The 22,433-nt window shown below is 44.0% G+C and carries 20 protein-coding genes; 3 read left to right on the forward strand and 17 right to left on the reverse strand.

What is annotated here, in order from left to right; all coding sequences use genetic code 11:
• Positions 1–2 precede the first annotated feature (2 nt).
• Positions 3–1,541: a GH3 family acyl-acid amido synthetase gene (locus AC1DCV_RS13275; protein ID WP_477023602.1), complete on the reverse strand. Its 1,539-nt coding sequence runs from the start codon at positions 1,539–1,541 to the stop codon at positions 3–5.
• Positions 1,542–1,720: 179 nt separating this feature from the next.
• Between AC1DCV_RS13275 and AC1DCV_RS13280 the strand changes: the two genes are divergently transcribed.
• Entirely contained in the window at positions 1,721–2,491 is a 771-nt protein-coding gene (locus tag AC1DCV_RS13280; RefSeq protein ID WP_477023603.1) for an inositol monophosphatase family protein, read from the forward strand.
• Between the two features lie 2 nt (positions 2,492–2,493).
• Positions 2,494–3,528: a thiamine-phosphate kinase gene (gene thiL / locus AC1DCV_RS13285; RefSeq protein WP_441577758.1), complete on the forward strand. Its 1,035-nt coding sequence runs from the start codon at positions 2,494–2,496 to the stop codon at positions 3,526–3,528.
• An 83-nt stretch (positions 3,529–3,611) separates the two neighbouring features.
• Here thiL and AC1DCV_RS13290 read toward each other — a convergent pair whose 3' ends face one another.
• The 16 genes from AC1DCV_RS13290 to AC1DCV_RS13365 all read right to left on the reverse strand — a co-directional run bounded on the left by AC1DCV_RS13290 (position 3,612) and on the right by AC1DCV_RS13365 (position 22,060).
• A complete protein-coding gene (locus AC1DCV_RS13290; RefSeq protein ID WP_477023604.1) occupies positions 3,612–5,291 on the reverse strand; it encodes an ArnT family glycosyltransferase in 1,680 nt (559 codons plus the stop codon).
• 40 nt (positions 5,292–5,331) lie between these two features.
• Positions 5,332–6,435 (reverse strand): N-acetylglucosamine-6-phosphate deacetylase, encoded by a 1,104-nt coding sequence (gene nagA, locus AC1DCV_RS13295; protein WP_477023605.1) that lies wholly within the window; start codon positions 6,433–6,435, stop codon positions 5,332–5,334.
• 11 nt (positions 6,436–6,446) lie between these two features.
• Positions 6,447–6,845, reverse strand: coding sequence for an SMU1112c/YaeR family gloxylase I-like metalloprotein (gene gloA2 / locus AC1DCV_RS13300; protein ID WP_477023606.1), 399 nt, complete (start codon positions 6,843–6,845; stop codon positions 6,447–6,449).
• Between the two features lie 127 nt (positions 6,846–6,972).
• Positions 6,973–7,776, reverse strand: coding sequence for an amidohydrolase (locus AC1DCV_RS13305; protein WP_477023607.1), 804 nt, complete (start codon positions 7,774–7,776; stop codon positions 6,973–6,975).
• A gap of 65 nt (positions 7,777–7,841) precedes the next feature.
• Positions 7,842–8,300: a regulatory protein RecX gene (locus AC1DCV_RS13310; RefSeq protein WP_441577753.1), complete on the reverse strand. Its 459-nt coding sequence runs from the start codon at positions 8,298–8,300 to the stop codon at positions 7,842–7,844.
• 116 nt (positions 8,301–8,416) lie between these two features.
• Positions 8,417–10,750 carry an ATP-dependent helicase gene (locus AC1DCV_RS13315; protein WP_441577752.1) on the reverse strand — a complete coding sequence of 778 codons (2,334 nt, stop codon included), beginning with the start codon at positions 10,748–10,750 and terminating at the stop codon, positions 8,417–8,419.
• A gap of 199 nt (positions 10,751–10,949) precedes the next feature.
• Entirely contained in the window at positions 10,950–12,020 is a 1,071-nt protein-coding gene (locus AC1DCV_RS13320; protein WP_477023608.1) for a fatty acid desaturase family protein, read from the reverse strand.
• A 405-nt stretch (positions 12,021–12,425) separates the two neighbouring features.
• Positions 12,426–12,926 carry an RNA polymerase sigma factor gene (locus AC1DCV_RS13325; RefSeq protein ID WP_078669945.1) on the reverse strand — a complete coding sequence of 167 codons (501 nt, stop codon included), beginning with the start codon at positions 12,924–12,926 and terminating at the stop codon, positions 12,426–12,428.
• Between the two features lie 299 nt (positions 12,927–13,225).
• Positions 13,226–13,759 (reverse strand): HdeD family acid-resistance protein, encoded by a 534-nt coding sequence (locus tag AC1DCV_RS13330; protein ID WP_477023609.1) that lies wholly within the window; start codon positions 13,757–13,759, stop codon positions 13,226–13,228.
• A gap of 594 nt (positions 13,760–14,353) precedes the next feature.
• The gene (locus AC1DCV_RS13335; protein WP_477023610.1) at positions 14,354–15,880 is read right to left on the reverse strand and encodes a M28 family peptidase; all 1,527 of its coding nucleotides are present in this window, start codon (positions 15,878–15,880) and stop codon (positions 14,354–14,356) included.
• Between the two features lie 129 nt (positions 15,881–16,009).
• On the reverse strand, positions 16,010–16,468 hold the full coding sequence (rpiB, locus tag AC1DCV_RS13340; RefSeq protein WP_477023611.1) for a ribose 5-phosphate isomerase B: 459 nt from the start codon (positions 16,466–16,468) through the stop codon (positions 16,010–16,012).
• Positions 16,469–16,497: 29 nt separating this feature from the next.
• Positions 16,498–17,355, reverse strand: a complete 858-nt coding sequence (tatC, locus tag AC1DCV_RS13345; RefSeq protein WP_477023612.1) for a twin-arginine translocase subunit TatC — start codon at positions 17,353–17,355, stop codon at positions 16,498–16,500.
• A gap of 627 nt (positions 17,356–17,982) precedes the next feature.
• Entirely contained in the window at positions 17,983–19,257 is a 1,275-nt protein-coding gene (locus AC1DCV_RS13350; RefSeq protein ID WP_441577746.1) for a hemolysin family protein, read from the reverse strand.
• Positions 19,258–19,299: 42 nt separating this feature from the next.
• Positions 19,300–19,869, reverse strand: a complete 570-nt coding sequence (gmk, locus tag AC1DCV_RS13355; RefSeq protein WP_477023613.1) for a guanylate kinase — start codon at positions 19,867–19,869, stop codon at positions 19,300–19,302.
• Between the two features lie 155 nt (positions 19,870–20,024).
• Positions 20,025–21,335 (reverse strand): UDP-N-acetylglucosamine 1-carboxyvinyltransferase, encoded by a 1,311-nt coding sequence (gene murA / locus AC1DCV_RS13360; RefSeq protein ID WP_477023614.1) that lies wholly within the window; start codon positions 21,333–21,335, stop codon positions 20,025–20,027.
• Positions 21,332–22,060, reverse strand: a complete 729-nt coding sequence (locus AC1DCV_RS13365) for a DUF4290 domain-containing protein (protein ID WP_477023615.1) — start codon at positions 22,058–22,060, stop codon at positions 21,332–21,334. Before AC1DCV_RS13365 ends, murA begins: the two co-directional genes overlap by 4 nt.
• 143 nt (positions 22,061–22,203) lie before the next feature.
• Here AC1DCV_RS13365 and AC1DCV_RS13370 point away from each other — a divergent pair, with 143 nt between their 5' ends.
• Positions 22,204–22,371, forward strand: coding sequence for an SDR family NAD(P)-dependent oxidoreductase (locus AC1DCV_RS13370; protein ID WP_477023616.1), 168 nt, complete (start codon positions 22,204–22,206; stop codon positions 22,369–22,371).
• Positions 22,372–22,433: the final 62 nt, after the last annotated feature.

Raw genomic sequence — 22,433 nt, forward strand, 5'->3', positions numbered from 1 at the left:
ACTTAATTCTTAACGGTTTTTCCGACCAGAAATTTCTCCCAGTCTTTCAGTTTCTCACCTTTCATTACACGTGGAAACTTGTTCATGGCGCCTTCCTTGCCTTTGCAACGGAGGTAATCTATAAACACATCATTCGGCAATATTTCTACAAATACTTCCTTCAGTGCGGCAGAACGTTCTACGGCATAATCATCGTTTACCTCGCTGAGAGTTTGATCAATGATTTCACGTACACTGCCTGCATCTACACCTGGTGTATCTGTACCCACATACCAACGATGCGCGAACAGGTTCTGATAAGGGAAACCAGCTACTGTAAACTCTCTTACTGTGATACCCAGTTTCTTCTGTACATTATCGATGGCTTTGTTCATGTTGTCGATACTCATATGCTCCCCACAAAGACTGAGGAACTGTTTGGTACGGCCAACAATCACAATTTCATGCTCTTTTACAGAGGTGAATTTCACCACATCACCAATCAGGTAACGCCATGCGCCAGCGCAGGTAGACAACATCACCGCATACTCCACATCTTCCACCACCTCGTTGATCATGTAAGACTTAGGATTAGGCTTTACCTCTCCCTCTGCATCAAAGTTCTCTTCGTTAAAAGGAATAAATTCGTAGAAGATCCCTGCATTCAGTACCAGCTTAATCCCCCTGGTACCCGGACGGGCCTGGAACCCAAAAGATCCTTCGGAGGCCATATACGTTTCGATGAACGCTATTGGCTTTCCGAGCAGCTTCTGGAAGCTGTCGCGGTAAGGTTCAAAGGATACGCCTCCGTGAATATACACCGCCAGATTAGGCCAGATTTCGTGGATATTCTTCACCCCATGATATTTGATGATTTCTTCCAGTACAATCTGTACCCAGGCAGGTACCCCACAAACAGTACCTACGTCCCATTCCCGGGCCTTGCGTACGATGAGCTTAATACGCTGTTCCCAATTGGGTTTACGGGAGATTTTGCCCCCCGGCTTATAGAAGCGGCGAAACCACTTAGGGATATTTTTGGCCTGAATGCCGCTCATATCGCCTTCATAGTAGTCCCCCTTCTCATATAATGAAGTAGTTCCACCCAGCATCAGAATCCCTTTTTCAAAGGAACGGGGTGGTATGTTGAAGTTAGCCATGGAATACAGCTGCTTCACACCTACTTTCTTCACAGTTTTAAGCATTGCTTTGGTAACGGGTATATGCTTACTGGCAGATTCCGAGGTACCTGAACTCAATGCAAAATATTTGATTTTCTCCGGCCAGCTCACATTAGCTTCACCTTCCAGACAGCGATACCACCATTCATTGTGCATTTTTGTATAGTTATGCACGGGAACTTTTTCACGGTATTGTCCTATGAAATTGGGACTATCCAGAATTTCCTGAAATTGATAGTGCTTACCAAACTCCGTCTCCTTGGCCTTCTCCAGCAAACGATGCAGTACCTGCAGCTGGTATTGGCGAGGTGTTCCTAATTTAAACGTGAACTTCTTCCTGATGCGTAGTGACCTGGAAATAAGATTACCTATAATGGCCATTAACTTTCCCTCTCTTTAATTGAACTACAAAAATAAGTGGAATATTGAATATAAGTTGACTGATAATTCGGAATTACAGGTTATGAGTTATCAATAAGTCCTCTATACATAAAAAATATCCAAAGATGTAGGCTATAATTCGCAATTCATAATTCGTAATTCGTAATTACCTTTGCGGCATGTTAAAAACAACTTTACTCAAAGCTACTGAAGCCAGCGGAAAAATACTGCAACAATATTTCAATGGCCCTTTCGAGGTGAGCAGTAAAAGTTCCGTTAACGACCTGGTAACGGAGGTGGATAAAAGATCAGAAACGGCTATCATCAACATTATCAGGGAAACTTATCCAGATCATTTTATCCTGAGCGAAGAAGTAGGTGAGATAAAGACAGACTCCCCTTTTAAATGGATCATAGATCCAATAGACGGTACCGTCAACTACGCAAACGGTATCCCCATCTGCTGTGTATCCATAGGAGTGGAAAAAGACGGGGAAATGATACTGGGCGCAGTATATAATCCTTTCATGAACGAATTATTTGTGGCGGAGAAAGGAAAAGGAGCCACCCTGAATGACAAAACCATTCATGTTTCTACCAAAGCCGAAGTAGCCACTTCCTGCCTCGTAACAGGATTTGCCTATCAATGGCAGGATATGCCCAATAACCCATTACAGGTGCTGGGGCACATCATTAAACAGGGCATCCCCGTGCGCCGCCTGGGATCCGCAGCTATTGACCTTTGCTGGGTAGCCTGCGGCCGGTTCGATGGGTTTTATGAACATTCCCTCCAGGCATGGGATTCCGCAGCGGGCTACCTCATCGTAGAAGAAGCAGGGGGCAAAGTCACCGACTTCTCCGGTAACCCATACTCCCCTTATCAGAAAGAAATACTGGCCACCAACGGCCATATTCATAGTGCATTACAAGACCTTGTTAACGGTAAATAAAGATGGAAGAGGAAAGAACAGAAATACAGGACCTGGGAGAATTCGGATTAATCGACTATCTGACCAGGAACATAGAAATACAAAATGCCAGCACCGTATTAGGTGTGGGCGATGATGCAGCTGTTATTGACCACTTTGGCAAACAAACAGTCATCAGCACAGATATGCTGGTAGAAGGCATCCACTTTGACCTGATGTATACCCCGCTGAAACACCTGGGATATAAGTCAGTAGTGGTGAACATCTCTGACATCTATGCGATGAACGCCACTCCCACCCAGATTACTATGAGCATTGCTTTCTCCAACCGTTTCTCCCTGGAAGCGCTCAACGAATTTTACGAAGGTGTATATGCTGCCTGCGAAAAATACGGCGTAGACCTGGTGGGCGGCGATACCAGCAACTCACAAAAAGGCTTCGTGATCAGCGTTACCGCCATCGGCGAAGTAACCCCGGATACTTTCGTGAAAAGATCTACCGCTGAAAAAGGTGACCTGCTCTGCGTTACCGGCGACCTCGGTGCGGCATACCTGGGCCTCACCCTGCTGGAAAGAGAGAAAAAAATCTACCTCGAAAGCCCCACAGTAAAACCAGACCTGGAAGACCAAACCTATATCATTGGCCGCCAACTGAAACCGGAAGCCCGTAAAGACATTATAGAATTCCTCCAACAGGAAGATATTCTGCCTACTGCCATGATGGACGTAAGCGATGGACTCAGCTCTGAAATACTCCACATCGCCAAACAAAGCAACCTTGGCGTGGTATTATACGAAGATAAAATCCCTATTGCACAGGAAAGCAAGGAAATAGCCATGAAGTTCGGCCTCGATCCTACTGCCTGCGCATTGAGTGGCGGAGAAGACTACGAACTGCTGTTTACCATGAAACAACAGGACTACGATAAAATTGTACTCAATGAACAAATCAGTGTAATTGGCTACATGACCGATATCACAGAAGGAGCACATATCCATACCAAAGGAGGCAACAAGTTTAAACTGGTAGCCCAGGGCTGGAACGCGTTTCAACAGTAGCCATTAGCTTTTAGCTTTTAGTAAAAATGCAGCGGAGATCTCCGCTGCATTTTTACTAAAAACTAAAAGCTAATGGCTAAAAGCTATCGCACTATCTCTACGGGTATCACCGGACTGTTGTGAGTCGGCGGCATATCTCCTGCAAAAACAGAAAACTTCAGCTGGTACTTACCCGGTTTATCCGGCATCACCACTTCCAGGTTAATTAACCGGCGCAGCACGGCCTTTTCCAGCGTCATAGTAGACTTTACGGGAGGCAGGGCTTCGTCTTTCATCATAAACCCGTAACCCAACACTGGCTCATTGGTTCTGTCTAACCGGATTGGCTGATGATAATCATTCGTAGGCTGCAGGATGACATTCACATGTTCACCACGTTTTGCCTTAATGGTTTTCAATGCCGGCTTTAACTGTATAAGTGAGTAAGAATAATAATCGTTCTGGATATTATAGTCCCAGGTGCCTTGTGTGGTTTTCAGGCTGTCGGTAATCGGAATGCCGGTACCAGGATCAAATACCACCATCACCGGCTTACCCCATAACTCCGTTTCAGTATCCCAGAAATTATATTGACTTCTCCGGGAATACCTGCTGTTAAGGCTATAGGATAGCTGCCCGGTATAAAACATATACTTCGAGGGCTTTTGATAACTATTTACAAATACTACCGGTTTACCCTGTGCACGCGTGGCCACTGCTGACGTCCATTCGCGGTTATGATGTATTTCCGGTCTTATTTCCACTCCTGGCATAAAGTCCCAGATCATATACACCCTTACCACCAATACCAGCAATAGAGTAACCGGCAACGTATAGAGCAGCCATTTCTGCGATAAGCCTTTTCTTACAATCGCCTGATGCGCCAGGATTACCACCGGCGTAAAGAGCATCACCGTCCAGTTGGCCTCTACCCTGCCTTTGAAGGTGCTTAGCAGGAAAAATGACAACACACCTATCACACAGAATTTAAGCGCCCGCTCAAATGAATTTTGAATAGGACTACGGAAAGCATAGTATAATATCAGCCAGCCCAGTAAAGGCCCGAACAACAAGAGCTGCCCTCCCAGGTAATCCAGCGAAAAACTGATATCATAGGAAGATGCATTGCGATCTACCAGGTGATATTGCAGAGAAGGGAAACCATGTGTATACTGCCAGTAGATATGTGGTAAGAACAGCAGCGTAGTAATGATCACCGCCACATAAAACTTAAATACCTTCAGCAGGTTGATATTGGATAATAATGTGAAGAAGACCAGCAATATACCGTGGTACTTGCTGTAAAACATCAATGCCATGGAAAGCCCCAGCAGGATGGTATTCTTCCAGGTTTGTTCATTTACGAAGTTGCGGTATACCCAGAAATAGATGGCGGCAAAAAATATCAGCGGCACATCCGGCACTGCCAGAATTCCACCTATTTGCATGGCGCCCATACTACCTATGAGCAGGTAAAACAGTTTATTGTCTTTGGAAGCAATGAGCCGTGCTGTAACCCATAGGGTGAGTGTATTCACAAATACGATCAGCAACCTCACACCCAGCTCGTTATGAAAAATACCGTATCCTATTTTGATCAGCAGGGCAATCATAGGCGGATGATCAAAGTAACCCCAGTCGAGGTGACGTGAATACACCCAATAATAGGCTTCATCATCCCATAACTCGGAGAAGCAGGCCTGTAAAAGGCCCAGCACCAGCCAGGTTAGCAGGAACAGATTTTTATACCGGTCTTTTCTAAAGAAGCGAGTTAGTGCACTCATGTGGATATACAGTATGATTAATCCTGCGAAGATAGCGCTATTAACAGTATACTGTAGTATCCCAGTTTGAGTCAATTGCCACCAGTGCCGCATCGTAGCCCACAGCAATGCGGCCTAAAGCCTGCTCACGGCCTATTGCACGCGCCGGATACAGGGAAGCCATACGCAATGCCTCCTCCAGCGGAATACCTACCTGCTCCACACAATTACGAACCGCTTTGGTCATAGTTAAGCAGGATCCCGACAATACCCCGGTGGCGCTTACATAGCGATCCTTTTCCCGGATATAGACGTAGCCGGCTTCCTTATCCTTGTTCTCCTCTACTGCGTCTGTAATCAGAAACAGGCGGTCCTTCATTATTTTTTTGCTGATACGGATAGATGCAAAGTCTACGTGTACGCCATCAGCTACTATGCTGGCGGATACAAGCGGATGATCATAAATGGCGCCCACAATACCCGGTGCACGGCTTTCCAGCGGCGACATGGCATTAAAAAGATGGGTGGCATGGTGAATGCCATTATCAAATGACGTATAGGCCTGAGCGTAGGTAGCGTTACTATGACCGGCAAATATTACAATACCGGCAGCAGCTAATTGTCTTACCAACTCCGGGTCACAGCATTCCGGCGCCAGCGTCATGATCTTCACCACATCTTTGCCGTTTTCCAGTATCCAGTTAATATCTTCCTGCGTAGGGGAATGTATATATTGTTCCAGGTGCGCCCCCTTTTTGGCCGGATTCATAAAAGGCCCTTCCAGGTGTAATCCAAGCACTCCTTGTCCGCCCTGCTCCCAGTATGCTCTTATCGCTTTCATGGCATCCAGCATTACTTCAGGACCAATAGTAGCTACTGTGGGCATGATCCAGGCAGCTCCCCCACCTTTACTGTAGGCCACAGTAGCTGCCAGGGAAGTAACAGAAGGGTACAGGGAAAATATATGTGCATTTCCACCGTAAATCTGTAAATCAATGAAAGCCGGTGCCAGCAACGCACCCTGCAGGTCAATTTCATTTCCCGTTGCCTCTCTTTCTGCATACGGCCTGATGCTGGTAATTTTACCCTCACGGGTGCTCACAGCATGATCTTCCAATATCTCCTCGCCGGTAAATATCCTTGCGTTGATGAAGGTGACTGACATACAATAAAATTTTACGGGTGTGAATTAACTTCGTATAGCTCTAAGGGCAGCCCGTCGGGATCTGCAAAAAACGTAAATCGTTGCTGGGTATGAGGATCGATGCGTATAGGTTCTGTAGTAACCCCTTTTTGCAGCAGCTGTGCCACAGCGCTGTCAATGTCGGCAACTGCGAAAGCCAGGTGGCGTAAACCGGCAGCTTCCGGGCGACTTACCCTTGCCGGTGGATCGGGGAAAGAAAATAATTCAATAATGTACTGGTTACCCAATGCGAGGTCCAGTTTCCAGGAATCGCGTTCTTCCCGGTACACTTCACGTATTACCTGCAGCCCCAGCACATCGGTATAAAATGTTTTACTACGGGTGTAATCAGAACAAATAATAGCGATGTGGTGGACGGATTGCAGGAGCATTTTTATATAATTTATCGCCTTTCCAGCTGTTAGCCTTTGGCTATTAGCTGTTAGATTAAAGCGGATGGACTGATGCGGATGGGTTTACCATATCGGAGCATGCAGCCCTGTTAAAGGCCGCATTGGCTTATCCTTTTGGCAAAATCGTGAAGGCGTCCGCATCTTTCAGGAAAGGAATATTCTTCCTTACTTCTGTGAGGCGCTCACGTTGAAGGGTATACGTAAAAATATCTTCGTCATCAGACTTGCGGTAAATAATCTCCCCCATTGGATCAATCAGGCTTGATTCTCCACTGTGGTAAATCTCTTTTCCATCGTTACCTACTCTGTTGACACCAATCACAAAGCATTGGTTTTCAATAGCACGGGCTTGCAACAAGGTGGTCCAGGCAGTTTTACGCCTTTGCGGCCAGTTGGCTACGTTTACCAGCACATCATAAGCCGGTTCGTTGGTATCTGCTTGTATGTTATTGCGGGCCCATACCGGGAAACGCAGATCATAACAGATACTCAGATTAATTTTCCAACCCTTTACCTGCGCTATCAGGCGCTTATCACCAGGTTGGTAATGATCCTGCTCACCAGCATAACCAAACAGGTGCCGCTTATCATAAGTACCATAAGTCCCGTTAGGAAGCATCCACACCAGGCGGTTCAGGTATTGACCGTTTTCTTCAATGATCAGACTACCAGTGATAATAATATTTTTCTCTGCTGCCTTTTTCTTCATCCACTGTACGGCGCTACCATCCATAGTTTCGGCCAGGAGTGATGACTGCATGCTAAAGCCGGTGCTAAACATTTCCGGTAAAAAAACCACCTCTGTTTTTTCCTTGATGCTGTTGATTTTCTCATCAAACATGCGGAGGTTGGCTTCCTTATCTTCCCAGTGCAATTGCGACTGTATGAGTGTTACTTTCAGATCTGACATTGTCGGTTATTGTGATCACAAAATTACGGCCTGACTGATTAGAAACTTTTCAAATTATTGCCTGCTTATACGGCTTTATTTGCGATTTGTTCAAGCGCATCATTTATTAACTCAGATTCGAAGCCTCTTTGCAAGAGGTATTGCATTGTTTTGTACTTACGCTTCATCGGGATTTCGCCCTTCAGCGACTCGTATTTTTTCTCCGTAAGCTTCAACAGAACTGCAGCATAGTCATCCGGATCAATTTCTTCCATCCCTTTTTTGATGCAATACGCGGACACCTGCTTCTGTTTCAGCTCCATGAGGATTTTTTTCCTCCCCCATTGTTTGATACGGAATTTACCGCCGGCATAGGCTTTGGCAAATCGTTCTTCATTGAGGAAATTTTCGGCTATCAATTCGGCAATAGCTTCATCCACCTCATTCCCCCTCAATCCCAGTTCCAGGCATTTGTATTTGGTTTCCTGGTGACTCCGTTCCTGGTAGGCACAAAACTGCCGGAGTTTTAATATAGCACTTAGCATTTAGCTGTTAGCTTTTAGTGATTAACCAGAAGATCAGTGAGAAAAATCTGCCATCAGCTTTGAGCCAACCCTGGCACAAAATGCTAACGGCTAACCACCAATGGCTGATAGCTACCCTATCTCACAATTCTCAGCTTAGCATAGTTAAGCATGATTTTCTTTTCGCCGCCGCCCTTAGGGAATATGATGGTAGCAATCCTGTTGTTGGGTGCACCTTCCATCGCTGCGATGGTACCAAAACCAAACTTCTGATGTTCTACCTGCATGCCAGGTTCCATACCTGCCGGATCATCCGGGGTAAAGTTATCTGAAGGCACGTGAGTGGTAGCCCCTGAAAAAGTAGGTTTGGCGGCAGGCTTCTGAGCAACAGGCTGCGATTGTTGCGCAGGCGTTTTCTTCTGAATGCGGTCAAACATATTATTGCTGTTACTCCAGCCGGAAGTATTGCCACCACCAAAGGCGTTGCGCACACTACCTCCACCAGCATAACTGCGGTCTATGAATTTCTCCGGCATTTCTTCCAGGAAGCGGCTGGGCTCATTTTGCACCAGGTTCCCAAAACGGTAACGACTATTAGCATAAGTAAGCCATAAGCGTGCTTTTGCGCGGGTAATGGCTACATAAAACAAACGTCTCTCTTCTTCCAGTTCCTCCCGCGTGTTGATAGACATACCACTGGGAAACAATGTTTCTTCCAGTCCTACGGTGAATACAACCGGGAACTCCAGTCCTTTCGCCGCGTGAATGGTCATCAGTTTCACCACATCGCTGTTTTCATCGGTACCCTGGTCAGCATCTGTCAGCAGGGTAATTTGCTGGAGATAGGAACCCATGCTTTTATCGAGCAACTCACCTTCTTCATCGGGGGTTTCTGTAAACTCTTTAATGGAGTTCAGTAATTCCTGCACGTTCTCATAACGGGCAAGCCCCTCCGTAGTTTTATCGTTAAATAATTCTTTTACCAGGTTGGTGGATTTGCCTACCATCACTGCTACATCATACGCATTATGATTGGCAAGCGATGCCTGAAAACTTTTGATCATGATCACAAAAGCCTCGATGGCTTCTACAGTACCTCCTTTGAAACCAAACTCCCTGGCTCTTTCCAGCACCTCCCACATGGTGATGTTGTGTTCATTGCTCAGGATGATTGTTTTTTCAATGGTTGTTTTACCAATACCACGCACCGGATAATTGACGATCCTTTTCAGGCTTTCTTCATCACGGGTGTTCATGGTAACGCGGAGATAGGCTACGAAGTCCTTGATTTCCTTACGCTGGTAGAACGACAAACCGCCGAAGATGCGGTATGCAATGGCTTTACGGCGCAGACTTTCCTCAAAGGAACGGCTCTGGGCATTGGTACGGTAGAGGATAACGAAATCGCGGTTATCATAATGATTTCGCAGCTTTTGTTCTGCAATGGTATCTGCTACAAATTTACCTTCTTCGTTATCTGTCATGGTGCGTACCAGTTTGATGGTATCACCTTCTGTATTATCTGTCCAGAGATTTTTTTCTATTTGTCCTTTATTGTGCGCAATCACTTCATTGGCTACATTCAGGATAGATTTTGTACTGCGATAGTTTTGTTCCAGTTTCACCACTTTCACATCATCATAGTCTTTTTCAAACTGGAGGATATTTTCTATCGTAGCGCCGCGGAAGGAGTAGATACTTTGTGCATCATCTCCCACTACACAAATATTTTCGTTTACAGCACCCAGTAATTTGATGATTTCATACTGAGCGGGGTTGGTATCCTGGTACTCATCAATCATGATGTACTTAAACTTGTGCTGGTATTTATGCAGTACTTCCGGGAATGATTTAAGCAGGATATACATTTTAAACAGCAGGTCATCGAAGTCCATGGCGCCGTTCTTAAAAGTACGTTTGGCGTACATGTCGTAGATCTTGCCGATAAGCGGCCTGTTGGCACGCATATCTTCCTGCTGTACCAGATTGTCCAACTGGTATTCATCCGGTCCCATCAGGCTGTTTTTGGCAGCGGAGATGCGGTTGTATACGAAGGTGGGTTTATAGTGTTTATCATCGAGATTGAGCTCGTTGATAATTGTTTTGATTACACTTTTGGCATCATCAGAATCGTAGATGGTGAAGTCATTCGGATAGCCCAGCCGGTGTGCTTCTGCACGGAGCAGTCGGGCAAACACGGAGTGAAAAGTACCGATGTAAAGATTACGGGCTTCGCTGCCGCCGAGTATCTTTTCCACACGTTCTTTCATTTCACGGGCAGCCTTATTGGTAAAGGTGAGTGATAAAATATTAAACGCATCCACGCCATTCCGCATCAGGTGTGCTATACGGGTGGTAAGCACCTTGGTTTTTCCCGAACCGGCGCCCGCTACAATCATCAAAGGGCCGTTGATATGTATTACTGCTTCCCGCTGTTGTTCGTTAAGCTCGTCTAAATAATTTGCCTTCATCACGACTGCTGTTTATATTTTATTTATATGTAGAAAGATGTAGTATTCCAGAAGGGTGTAAAAGTACGAAAAAGGAGCAAAGGAATAAATTACAAATAGCGATTAGCTTCCGTCAGTTAGCTTTTAGCAAAAATGCAGCGAAGAACCTATGTTCTCCGCTGCATTTTTGCTAAAAGCTAACTGCTAAACGCTAATTGCTTTATGGTTTTGCGCCCAGTGCTTTCATAAAGCGAAAGTGTGATACAACGGCTCCCTGCATAGTAGGAATGGAGTTGTAAGGCAAATTATGTTCCTGACATTTCGCTGCCACTATTTTACTGAGGGCAGGATAATGTACATGGCTGATACGTGGGAACAGGTGGTGTTCTACCTGGTAATTCAGTCCGCCTACGAACCAGGAAATCAGTTTATGACCGGGTGCGAAGTTAGCGGTGGTTTTGATCTGGTGGATAGCCCACTCATTCTCAATCATTTTAGCGTCTTCTCCTACTGCTTCAAATTCGGTTTCTTCTACCACGTGCGCCAGCTGGAATACAATAGCGAGGGTAAAGCCCATTACTACGTGCATCACTGCAAAACCGATAGCCCAGGCTTGCACGCCTACCAGGTAGATAGGAAGTGCAATGTAAAATATCAGGTATAATACTTTGCTACCCCAGAAAATCATATGATCGGTGAGGTTCATGGGTTGTAGTGGTGTGGTGTACACTTTGCGGCCCAGGTATTTTACGAAGTCCATGATAAACACCCAAGCAAAAGAAGAGATGGCATATACCAGTATTACGTAAATATGCTGGATACGATGCATAGGCACCCATTTCTGGGAGCTGCATTGTCTCATCAGCGGGCTTTTTGCGATATCGTCATCCAAACCGTCTACGTTGGTGTAGGTATGGTGAATAATGTTATGTTTCTGTTTCCAGATGAAGGCGTTACCGCCCAGTGCATTCAGGGTAAGGCCCAGTGTATCATTTACTTTGCTGTTGGTAGAGTAGCTGCCATGACAGGCATCGTGCATCACATTAAAACCGATACTTGCCAGTACAAAGCCCAGTAAAGCGCATAAAGTTACCGAGATAGCCGCTGGCATTGCTATAAATAATACCGAAATATACAACATAATGGCTACCGGAATAAGGATAGCCGTTTTAAGATATAATTTCCAATTACCTGTTTTCTTGATGTTATTTGACTTAAAATAGTCCTCCACAGCGGATTTCAGCGCTGGAAAGAACATAGCATTCTTGTTGTTAAAAGTTACTTTCGGCATATAAGCATTGTTGGACCCGGCATACAGATAGTGTAGGATATCCGGAAATATTTTGAATATGTGTATGCTAAATAACGGTTTAAAACCCGTAATTGTACATTTTCCTCAATAATAAATGGTTATTTAACAAAGAATTGGGTGTATGGGCGAGATTAGGGAGAAGATACATGGGGTTTTCCGGACGGGACCGGATAACGGAAGTCCGCAAACAAGCATACAGCATAAATGCCGCTTATCTGCGGAAACAGACAGATAATACAGCATGGTATTACTAACAATCTTAAGCTTACTACCGGGTGTTCATAGTACTTTTAGCAGCAGCTGACAACGGTCTTGCTGAGAGTTTGCAGACTTCTGCTATCCAAAAATCTGAAAAGTTTCAATAATATTATTCAATACAGTACATCAGTGTCTGGTAATGCGGGTTTTCAGCATTTTACGCGCAAAGTGAATACGGCTTTTTACGGTTCCCAAAGGTTCATTCAGGATAGCCGCTATTTCATAATATTTATAGCCTTCAAAATATAACAGGAATGGTTGTTTAAAGATGACAGGCAGATTGTATACGGCCATTTGTACATCTTTTACGCGCAGATCTGATTCTGCAAAATTCCCGATAGCTGATGGCTGATGACTCAACAGGTAATCTCCTACCGCATTATCCAGCAATTTGTATTGCCGGTTGCCGCGGCGGTAGTTATTAATAAAAATATTTCTCATGATCGTATACAGCCAGGCGCGGATGTTAGTGCCAGCAAGGTACTTATCACGGTTCGACAGTGCTCTGAACAGTGTTTCTTGATAAAGGTCCTTGGCTGATTCTGAGTCTTTAGTCAAGGTAACTGCGTATGGGCGCAGAAAATCGGCGTTTCCTAGTAATAAGTTATTAAATTCGGTGGATGACATAACGGTTAACTTTAAATTATTCATAATTAGCTACGGCGACAGCCTTTTGAGGGGCCGGGAGAAAAGAGTCAGACAGTAATGGTAAGTCACCGGATCTCCAGCCAGTGAGTACTGTCAGGCACCTGCAACGCTTTAAATCAACAGGGAGGTATCAACACCCTGAAAGCAGCAGATACAGGTGCCTTAATCAGGTGTTGCAATAATCATCAGGTATAGTTTTAGTTAAAGAATAAGCTTGCATATGGGGTGGTTTTAAAATAGTAAACAGGGTATCTTATCTTAGTTTTTAGCTATCGTTTTTAATGCCTGCTGCGCAGTCTGAATGATAATGAAATGAGCATAATACCTGTGATAATGGCATATATACCAAACATCCAGGTAAGCGTTACTGCAGCTGCCACTGGATTTGAGACCAGGAGAATTCCAAAAATAATTGTCAACAGGCCCCCCGCCATGTACCAGCCTTCGCCGGTAGTAACTTTCCTTAACCTGATAGCAATAATTAATTCAAACAAACCGGCCAGCATGGCCCAGAAAGCGATCAGGTAAATGAGTGCAGCACCTGTAGCAAACGGATTGTAAAATGTGAGGATACCTAATATAACGCCCAGTAATCCAGAGAATAAAAAGAGGCCCCAGTTTTCAGTTGTTTTGCGGGCGGCAATCGCGCCGATGATGGCAAAGAATCCCGCAATAAAAAGATATGCTCCAATGAAAACGATCAGTGTGGCAAAGGTAGCGCCAGGCCAACCAACGGCCAGTACACCCAGTACCAGGGCAAAAATTCCTCTCAATAAAAAGATCCACCAATAAGCGTTATAAAAATTATGCATGCATTCTCAGTTTAAGGTTTCACAAAGAGTAGCTGTATCATGGCAGGGTTTACCATTGCGTGCAATAAGCGTTTCCGTTTTCCATCATTCTGAACAACCAGGACTATAAACTAGGCTTCTAAAAATGCATGTATACTAGGTGTTTCCGTCACAACATCGGTCAATAGGACACAAGGGTGCTCTCCTTGTGGAATAGCATTTACTTTCAATCGAAAAGGTGGCAGGTGTTTTCATACTGGTAAGTTTATATGGTTACAGATAGCGAATACCGGCATGATTTCTCATCACCAGTGAAAAATTATCGCATGATCCTATAAATACCGATTGAACAACAACAGCTTAGTTAAAAATGTTTAATGGGGGAGCCCGACTCTCGAAAAAATAATGGTCTGAAAACACTTTACCAGCTGATCCCTACATTCACCGATTCTACAAATACAAAAAAAGAATTATGTATTGATTCCTAAAGAATAAAGACTCTATACACAATTTAAAAAATTTTGTTAAAATAAACAAAAAGGTTTTCCAGCAGGCCTAAAGCCAGTACTGTAGCTATTTTGCAGGCTTTTCACTTATTGCAGCGTACGCTGTTTCTTATTTTTCGTGTCTGTCCACTACCAGTTTACGCTCCCGGTTGGCGATGTCCCAGGCGGTATAAAAAACGAGGCGAGCCCGTTTTGCCAGCAGCTCATAGCTGATTTTCTCTACCGTGTCTGTAGGTGCGTGATAGTCGGCATGCGTGCCGTTGAAATAGAAAATAATGGGAATGCCATGTTGTGCAAACATGTAGTGATCTGATCGGTAGTAGAAGCCTTCCGGATCGTTGGGGTCGTTGTATTTATAGTCCAGTTTAAGATGGGTGTGGCTATCGTTTGCTCTTTCGTTAACAGGCCGCAGCTCAGAGCTGAGTTTATTATCGCCAATGATATACAGGTAATTGGTGTCTTTTTCATGCGCCGGATCTATGCGTCCGATCATATCAATGTTCAGGTCTGCTACCGTACGTGTGAGTGGATAAATCGGATGCTCCGTATAATACTGAGATCCCAGCAATCCTTTTTCTTCTCCGGATACTGTCATAAACACCATGCTTCTGCGGGGGCCATGACCGGCCCTTTGGGCACGGGCAAACGCCGTGGCGATCTCTATTACCGCACTCGTACCTGATCCATCATCATCTGCCCCGTAAAAAATTTTATCACCTTCTTTTCCGAGATGATCATAATGTGCTGTCACAAACACCACTTCCTCTTTTTTATCGGTGCCTTCCAGGTAAGCCAACACATTGGAAGGATGCAGTACTGTGGCGGCTTTATCAAATACAATATGAATATTTATTTTAAGCTCAGCGGGTATCTTTTTCCCTTTATCGAGGTCTTCCAGCAGGCTGTCACTGTTATCAATACCCATAATAGCAGATGCCAACGCAGGTGTAATAAAGTATACGTTCGGACGCGCCGTTGTATCTTTTTGCCAGTAAAGCCCTGTTGTCCGGAGTTTTTGCTGATTTAATGCGCTGAAACGTCCGGCAGATGGCGAGATAATGAGTATGGCGGCTGCGCCTTTTTCTTTCGCGGTTCTTATTTTATCTTCCAGGCTGCCTTTATCACGATGCAGCCCTTTTCTCACGGCATCTCTGATCATGATTACCTGGTCTTTTACATCGAGGCGGTTGTAATCATTACGATCAGTGCTCACAACCCCCATGTCTGCATAGATAACCCGGGCAGCGCTGATGTCCTGCGGCTGGCCCGAGCGCAGATCTGACAAAAAATCGCGTCCGTATAAAAAGGTTTTGTCTTGTACGGTGATAGTGCTTTTGAGAAGACTGTCTTCATACAATGGGTAATGCTGTTCCCACTTACCATTTGCGCCTGGTTTTAAGCCGGCTGCTTCAAACTGGCTGATAATATAAGCGGCTGCTTTTGCCTGTCCGGGTGTAGCGGTTTCCCTTCCTTCCATGGCTGGTCCGGCAATAATATGCAGTTGTTTGCTCACGGCAGCAGGCGTAATGGTTTCGCCATACCTGGCAGCTGCTGTATTATTTTCCACAGCGGTGTTTTGCTGCGCTTGTGCAGCTGTGATAAAGAGTAAACAGATGACAGTAAGAACAACTCTCATGGAGCATTTTTTAATTGACAGATCACATGCCTTGAAATAAAAAAAAGAGCCGGTTGATAGCCGGCTCTTTAATATTACTACATTTTCGTGTATTCGTTACAGTAAAAAATGATATGTGGCTTTAAACCTTTACAGGCAGGCCATTTTACGTACCCTGTCCTGGTGGCGTCCACCTTCAAAAGGGGTGCTGATAAACATCTCCACCATCTCCGTAGCTACCGGAATATCTACAAATCGGGCGGGTATACACAATACGTTTGCGTTGTTATGAGAGCGGGCCAGTCTTGCCAGTTCCGCGCCCCAGCAAATAGCTGCACGGATGCCCTGGTGTTTGTTTGCTGTAATAGCTACTCCGTTTGCACTTCCGCAAACCAGGATACCAAAAGCAGCAAAACCTCTTTCAACTGCAGTAGATACCGGGTGTGCATAATCCGGATAATCTACGGAATCTTTGGAATGGGTACCATAATCCTTTACCTGCAAGCCTTTTGATTCCAGGTATGAAATCACTTCTTCTTTATACTCAAACCCTGCATGATCTGAGCCAATAGCCACAGGCAGTGTAAGATTAAATATAGTATTTTCCATTTCAGTTACTTATTTACAGTTAGAGATAATTAAGACCACTCTTCTACTTCGGTTTTAGTCATCTTGTCTTCACGATCTTTCAGCGCCTTTTTGGATATAAAGATACTGATTTCATACAGACAGTATAATGGCACAAATACGATCAGCTGATCTACCAGATCCGGAGGGGTAATAATAGCCGCCAGGATCAGGATCACCACAATCGCATGGCGTCTGTAAGCACGCAGGAAATCCGGTGTGAGGATGCCTAATTTCGTAAGGAAGAATACCAGGATAGGTAATTCAAACAACAATCCCATACCTAACACGATCTGTGTCATCAGATCAAAGTAATCATCTATAAAAAACTGGTTAACCGCTTTGGTAGTTACGGTGTAAGATGCAAGGAAGTTAATGGTGAAAGGTGCCATCAGGAAATAGGCAAAACATATTCCCAGGAAGAATTGAAAAGATACCCAGAAAATAACGCCCCTGGCGCCTTTCAGCTCTTTCTCCTTGAGGGCTGGTTTAACAAAGCGCCAGAACTCCCAGAAAATGTAAGGAAAGGCACAAATAAAGCCGATTATAAACGCCAGTTTAAATTGCAGCATAATCTGCCCAACCATCTTGTAATTCAAAAATGTCACCTTTACAGGGGTAATACAGAGCTGATTTCCCAGTCCTACCCAATGGCTGATTTTGCACAGTGCTACATAAGAAGGAAAATCTGCGTTGGTTGGTCCGAAAATAACATTGTCAAGAATTTGCTGCGTATATATAAAGCCGAACGTGCTAAATACAACAAGTGCCAGGGCAGATCTGACGAGGTGCCACCTTAGATCTTCCAGGTGGTCGAAAAAAGACATCTCTGCCTTATCCTCATTATTTGCGAAAAATTTCTTTAACATACTTTATACGGTCAAACGATGTTGAATACAGTTTCTTCTTAAGGATCACAAATATAGCGGTTGAATACTACAAATTAGAGTAGGCAATGATAAAGTAACCTATTTTAATGTGGCTTTAAGTAGTTATTCGTCCTTCGAAGAAGTAGGTACGTAAAAAAGTAAGATCCGGTAAGTAAAAAGAAAAAAATAAGAAAGAGAGGAATGCAGAGGTAGAGAAAAAAAAAGAGCCAGCCCGAGAAGAATCAAGAGCCGGCCTTTCATCCATTGTTTGTTAACCCCAAAAAAGTTGAATTCGAGAATGTCTTTAGCCTCCAGTTAAACTACCTACCTAATTGATGGCAAGCGTTCAGAATAAGTAAGAATCCCTGGTTGCGTTTTATATTGTAATACAAAAATAACAAGAATTATTTTATTATCAATGTTGGAACACTTTTTTTACAACCTTTTAACAAAAATCAAATCATTGTGTTACATCATCTGAAGCAAATGTATACAATCCGTGTTAAATTCCTACTACTTTTTTTAAAAACGTTTTAGCAAAATTGTTATTGTATCGTTAATCCAAACATTATAGAAATAATTATATCATATTAATATCCGATAAGTCAACCAATTTAACGGTCATGTCTATACCAACATCTTCATCTTCACCATTTCGATCCTGGTATCCGTAACATTCAGAATATCAAACTCATAATCGTCAATTATAATGCGTTCCTTGATCTTTGGAATAGTCTCGTGATGGTTGATAATGTATCCTGATAATGTTTCACTTTCATCTTCAGGAAAATCCAGCCCATATCTTTCGTTCAAGTAATCAAGTTCTAATCTGCCGGAGAAAATGTATTCTTTCTCAGCAATCTGCTTTTCTACAAACTCTTCTTCATCATGTTCATCTTTTATTTCTCCGAATATTTCCTCCAATACATCTTCAATAGTCACAATACCAGCAGTACCACCAAATTCATCTACCACCCATGCAATACTTTTGCGCTCCTTATTAAACTTGCTGAGCAGGTCTATCGCGCTCATTGTTTCCGGTACAGCAAGAATAGGATGAATGATGCTGTTGATTTCTTTCGGATCCTTGAACATGTCCAACTGATGAATATATCCGAGGATATTATCGATGGAGCCTTCATAAATAACAATTTTTGAAAGCTTTGTTTCCATGAATTTTTTCCTGGCATCACCAATAGGACGCTGTATTTCCAGCGCTTCTATTTCTTTGCGGGGAATAAGACATCCACGAATTTTTACATGCGCAAGAGAAAGCGCATTTTCGAATAACTCCGTATTCAACTCCTGGTTGTTTTCACCGAAATGTTGTTGTGATTGCCGGATAAAATGCTCTACATCCACACGGGTAAAGGATTCACCATTCTCTACCAACCTTACGTTGAAGAGATACTTCAACATCCACTCGGATATGGATGCAAGTACATTACCAATTACATAGAGTGGTTTTGCAATCAATGATATCGGCAAGGCAAAGAAACCAAGCAATGTTTCAGGCCGGGATCTGAAAATGGCCCTGGGCACAAAAAAGCCCATGAACAGCATAATCAGGGTTGCCAGTATCACTTCCAGGAAGATCACCAGGGGTTGCATGCCTGCAGCCTCTGATTGTTGCTTCATCAGGGAATCCCATGCAGGTTGAAAAACACCTGCTACCATAATGCCATAAATGACAACAGTAATCGTGAATCCAACCAGGCTGGTGGCCAGAAAACGACTGGGATTTTCATTTAAACCGGCTAAAATTTTACCAGTAGCCCGGCCTTGCTTCTTTTTGAGCTCAATGCTAAGTTTATTAACATTGGCAAATGCAGCTTCGATACCTGAAAAGAAGCCAGCCAGCAATACCAGGAAAATCAAAATAATTATTGTGTATCCGTCCATCCTAACAAAAATAACGAATTAGGAAAACCAACAATCAAGCCGCTACTTTATATTTAAAAATTCTGTTACCAGCTTTTTTACTTCTTCATACGCCTGTTCCAGTTCATCATTTATCACAATATGATCAAATTCATGCGAGAAAGACAGCTCGTAGCGGGCTTTTGCCAGGCGCTCTTCCAGGGAAGACTGGGTTTCGGTGCCTCTTTCGCTGAGCCTTACCCGCAGGGCATCTAACGATGGGGGCTGTATGAAAATAGTCAGTGCGCTGTCGTGATATTTTTCTTTGATAGATAAGGCACCTTTTACATCGATGTCTACCATTGGGATCTGCTCGCTATTCCAGATACGTTCCAGTTCACTTTTCAGGGTACCGTAATATTTACCTGCATATACCATTTCGTATTCTGCAAAGGCATTTTCCTCTATTTGCCGATGAAATTCATCGGCAGACAGAAAATAGTAGTCCCTTCCATCTACTTCGTTGGCACGCGGGGTACGGGTGCTGGCGGAAATAGAAAAAGACAATACCGGCATATTAGCCAGTATTTTTTTTACGATGGTAGTTTTGCCGGCGCCGGAAGGTGCGGTAACGATGATGATCTTTTTTTCCATTATAATAATTAGAATCAATGTCGCTGATGACTTCAAATGCAAAACCCAAAAACCGGTAAAATGTTTTACTGGAATTTGGGTTGTGCCAGCTATTAGCTTTTAGCCATTAGCTTTTAGAAATGCAGCGGAGCTTATATTTCTTATCTTTTTCTTTGTTATACTCTTTTTATATCTGCTCCCAGCTTTCTCAACCTTTCGTCGATATACTGATAGCCACGATCTATCTGGTCTATGTTCTGGATAGTACTCTTTCCTTCTGCACTGAGTGCGGCAATCAGGAGAGACACACCCGCACGTATATCCGGAGATGACATGGTAATACCACGCAACGGATGCTGCCGGCCCAAACCAATCACCACTGCACGGTGAGGATCACATAAAACAATCTGTGCACCCATATCTATCAGCTTGTCCACGAAGAACAGGCGGCTTTCAAACATTTTCTGGTGAATCATTACACTACCCTTTGCCTGTGTGGCTACTACCAGCACAATACTCAGGAGGTCCGGTGTAAAGCCCGGCCATGGATGATCTGAAATGGTAAGAATGGAACCGTCCAGGAAGGTTTGTATTTCGTAGGAATCCTGAGAAGGGATATAAATATCATTGCCCTGGATTTCCAACTGGATACCTAACTGGCGGAATTTTTCCGGGATAATACCCAGATTTTCGACACCGGCATTTTTAATGGTAATCTCGCTTTGCGTCATCGCAGCGAGGCCAATAAAAGAGCCGATTTCTATCATATCCGGCAGCATGCTGTGTTCGCAGCCACCAAGTTCTTTTACACCTTCAATGGAAAGGAGATTGGATCCTACCCCGCTGATACGGGCGCCCATGCGGTTGAGCATTTTACAAAGCTGCTGCAGATAAGGTTCGCAGGCCGCATTGTAAATGGTGGTAGTTCCTTCGGCCAATACAGCTGCCATTACAATGTTGGCTGTACCGGTAACACTGGGTTCATCCAGCAGCATATAAGTGCCTTTCAGCCCTCCTGCTGTTTCCAGACGGAAATAGTTATCATCCGCATCATACACAAAGCGGGCACCCAGTTTTTCGAAACCGATAATATGAGTATCCAACCTGCGCCGGCCTATTTTATCGCCGCCTGGTTTTGGAATAAATGCCCGGCCAAACCTGGCTAACAGGGGCCCTGCAATCATTACAGAACCACGGAGCTTACCTGATTTCTTTTTAAACTCAGGACTTTCCAGGTATTTCAGATCTACAGCATCTGCCTGGAACTCGCATGTATCACGACTTATACGATTTATTTTTACACCTGCATCTCCTAACAACTCTATCAGCAGATTCACATCTACTATATCCGGAATATTGCTGATTGTAACCTTTTGTGGGGTCAGCATCACTGCACTGATGATCTGTAAAGCTTCATTTTTGGCACCCTGGGGTATAATTTCCCCCTTTAAGCGGTTGCCGCCTCTTACTTCAAAAGCACTACTCACTTGTTCCTGTTTTTGTTGTATTTGTTATTGTGCTTATTGTTATTATCTCTGCTTTTGCCGCCGCCGCCGCTGTTATTATTGCTGCTTTTGAATTTATTCTGCTGGAAGCTTTTGCGTTTGGTAGAACGGAACTGGTCAGCTGCTCCGGCCACATTACCACCGCCACCACCACCAAAGCTGGCAGGGCTGGCTACATGTGAAGTATGACCCGGATGGTATTCCAGCTGGTTATCGGTAATGGCCAGCAATTCTGCCTTGATAGCATCATCGTGTACACTTTCCTTGTGCCAGTTGGTATAGGCCAGTTTCATATAGTTACCGATACATTGGGTAAATCCTTCTTTTTTATCAGGATTTTCCTCATGCAGGGCTTTGTCTATGATCATTTCCAGGTTTTTACCGAAGTGGCGGTTCCTGGGATATTTTTTTGGATAAGGAAGTTTATCGGGCTTTGCTCTCAGCTTCTCAATGGTGGGGATTGGATAAGGGGATTCCACCTTGAGGTTAAAGCTGGAGATATTGAAAATATGATCCCATAATTTATGCCTGAAGTCTTCCACATTACGTAAATGCGGATTCAGCGTACCCATGAGCTCTATTACCGCCATAGCATTACGCTGACGCTCATCGTCGTCTTCTATGGTTACCAGGTACTCCACCATTTTCTGGATATTCCTGCCATATTCCTTCATTATCAGGTAATTACGCGTGGTATTGTATTCCATTACTAGTATTTAAAAAAACATGATTTGATGATGGGACATCTTAAGTGAAGAAAATTAATCGGCAACATCTATGCAAACATAATAAAAAAATATGAGGAACATTTCATAAGGGCGTATTGTTTATAAGTGCCAAAATGTTTGATATGGGAGGATTGAAAAACAAGGTTGCGCTGGTTGCAGGCGCTGGTTCGGGCATTGGCAAATGTGTGGCAGAACAGTATGCAAAGGGCGGCGCCGGTGTGGTGCTAAGCGATATGGATGAAAAGGCCGGCAGCTACTATCCTTTTGATAGTGCATGCCGGGCCAGATGATCTGGAGCAGAAAGCAGACGGCGGAAAGCAAAAAGCCACCGAAGCGGATGACCAACAAGGGA

This window comes from Chitinophaga sp. 10T418, from assembly GCF_056394125.1.

Coding starts and splice junctions, on each gene's coding strand:
- AC1DCV_RS13275 (WP_477023602.1), bottom strand. CDS start 1,541: ATGGCCATTATAGGTAATCTTATTTCCAGGTCACTACGCATCAGGAAG.
- AC1DCV_RS13280 (WP_477023603.1), top strand. CDS start 1,721: ATGTTAAAAACAACTTTACTCAAAGCTACTGAAGCCAGCGGAAAAATA.
- thiL (WP_441577758.1), top strand. CDS start 2,494: ATGGAAGAGGAAAGAACAGAAATACAGGACCTGGGAGAATTCGGATTA.
- AC1DCV_RS13290 (WP_477023604.1), bottom strand. CDS start 5,291: ATGAGTGCACTAACTCGCTTCTTTAGAAAAGACCGGTATAAAAATCTG.
- nagA (WP_477023605.1), bottom strand. CDS start 6,435: ATGTCAGTCACCTTCATCAACGCAAGGATATTTACCGGCGAGGAGATA.
- gloA2 (WP_477023606.1), bottom strand. CDS start 6,845: ATGCTCCTGCAATCCGTCCACCACATCGCTATTATTTGTTCTGATTAC.
- AC1DCV_RS13305 (WP_477023607.1), bottom strand. CDS start 7,776: ATGTCAGATCTGAAAGTAACACTCATACAGTCGCAATTGCACTGGGAA.
- AC1DCV_RS13310 (WP_441577753.1), bottom strand. CDS start 8,300: ATGCTAAGTGCTATATTAAAACTCCGGCAGTTTTGTGCCTACCAGGAA.
- AC1DCV_RS13315 (WP_441577752.1), bottom strand. CDS start 10,750: ATGAAGGCAAATTATTTAGACGAGCTTAACGAACAACAGCGGGAAGCA.
- AC1DCV_RS13320 (WP_477023608.1), bottom strand. CDS start 12,020: ATGCCGAAAGTAACTTTTAACAACAAGAATGCTATGTTCTTTCCAGCG.
- AC1DCV_RS13325 (WP_078669945.1), bottom strand. CDS start 12,926: ATGTCATCCACCGAATTTAATAACTTATTACTAGGAAACGCCGATTTT.
- AC1DCV_RS13330 (WP_477023609.1), bottom strand. CDS start 13,759: ATGCATAATTTTTATAACGCTTATTGGTGGATCTTTTTATTGAGAGGA.
- AC1DCV_RS13335 (WP_477023610.1), bottom strand. CDS start 15,880: ATGAGAGTTGTTCTTACTGTCATCTGTTTACTCTTTATCACAGCTGCA.
- rpiB (WP_477023611.1), bottom strand. CDS start 16,468: ATGGAAAATACTATATTTAATCTTACACTGCCTGTGGCTATTGGCTCA.
- tatC (WP_477023612.1), bottom strand. CDS start 17,355: ATGTTAAAGAAATTTTTCGCAAATAATGAGGATAAGGCAGAGATGTCT.
- AC1DCV_RS13350 (WP_441577746.1), bottom strand. CDS start 19,257: ATGGACGGATACACAATAATTATTTTGATTTTCCTGGTATTGCTGGCT.
- gmk (WP_477023613.1), bottom strand. CDS start 19,869: ATGGAAAAAAAGATCATCATCGTTACCGCACCTTCCGGCGCCGGCAAA.
- AC1DCV_RS13365 (WP_477023615.1), bottom strand. CDS start 22,060: ATGGAATACAATACCACGCGTAATTACCTGATAATGAAGGAATATGGC.
- AC1DCV_RS13370 (WP_477023616.1), top strand. CDS start 22,204: ATGGGAGGATTGAAAAACAAGGTTGCGCTGGTTGCAGGCGCTGGTTCG.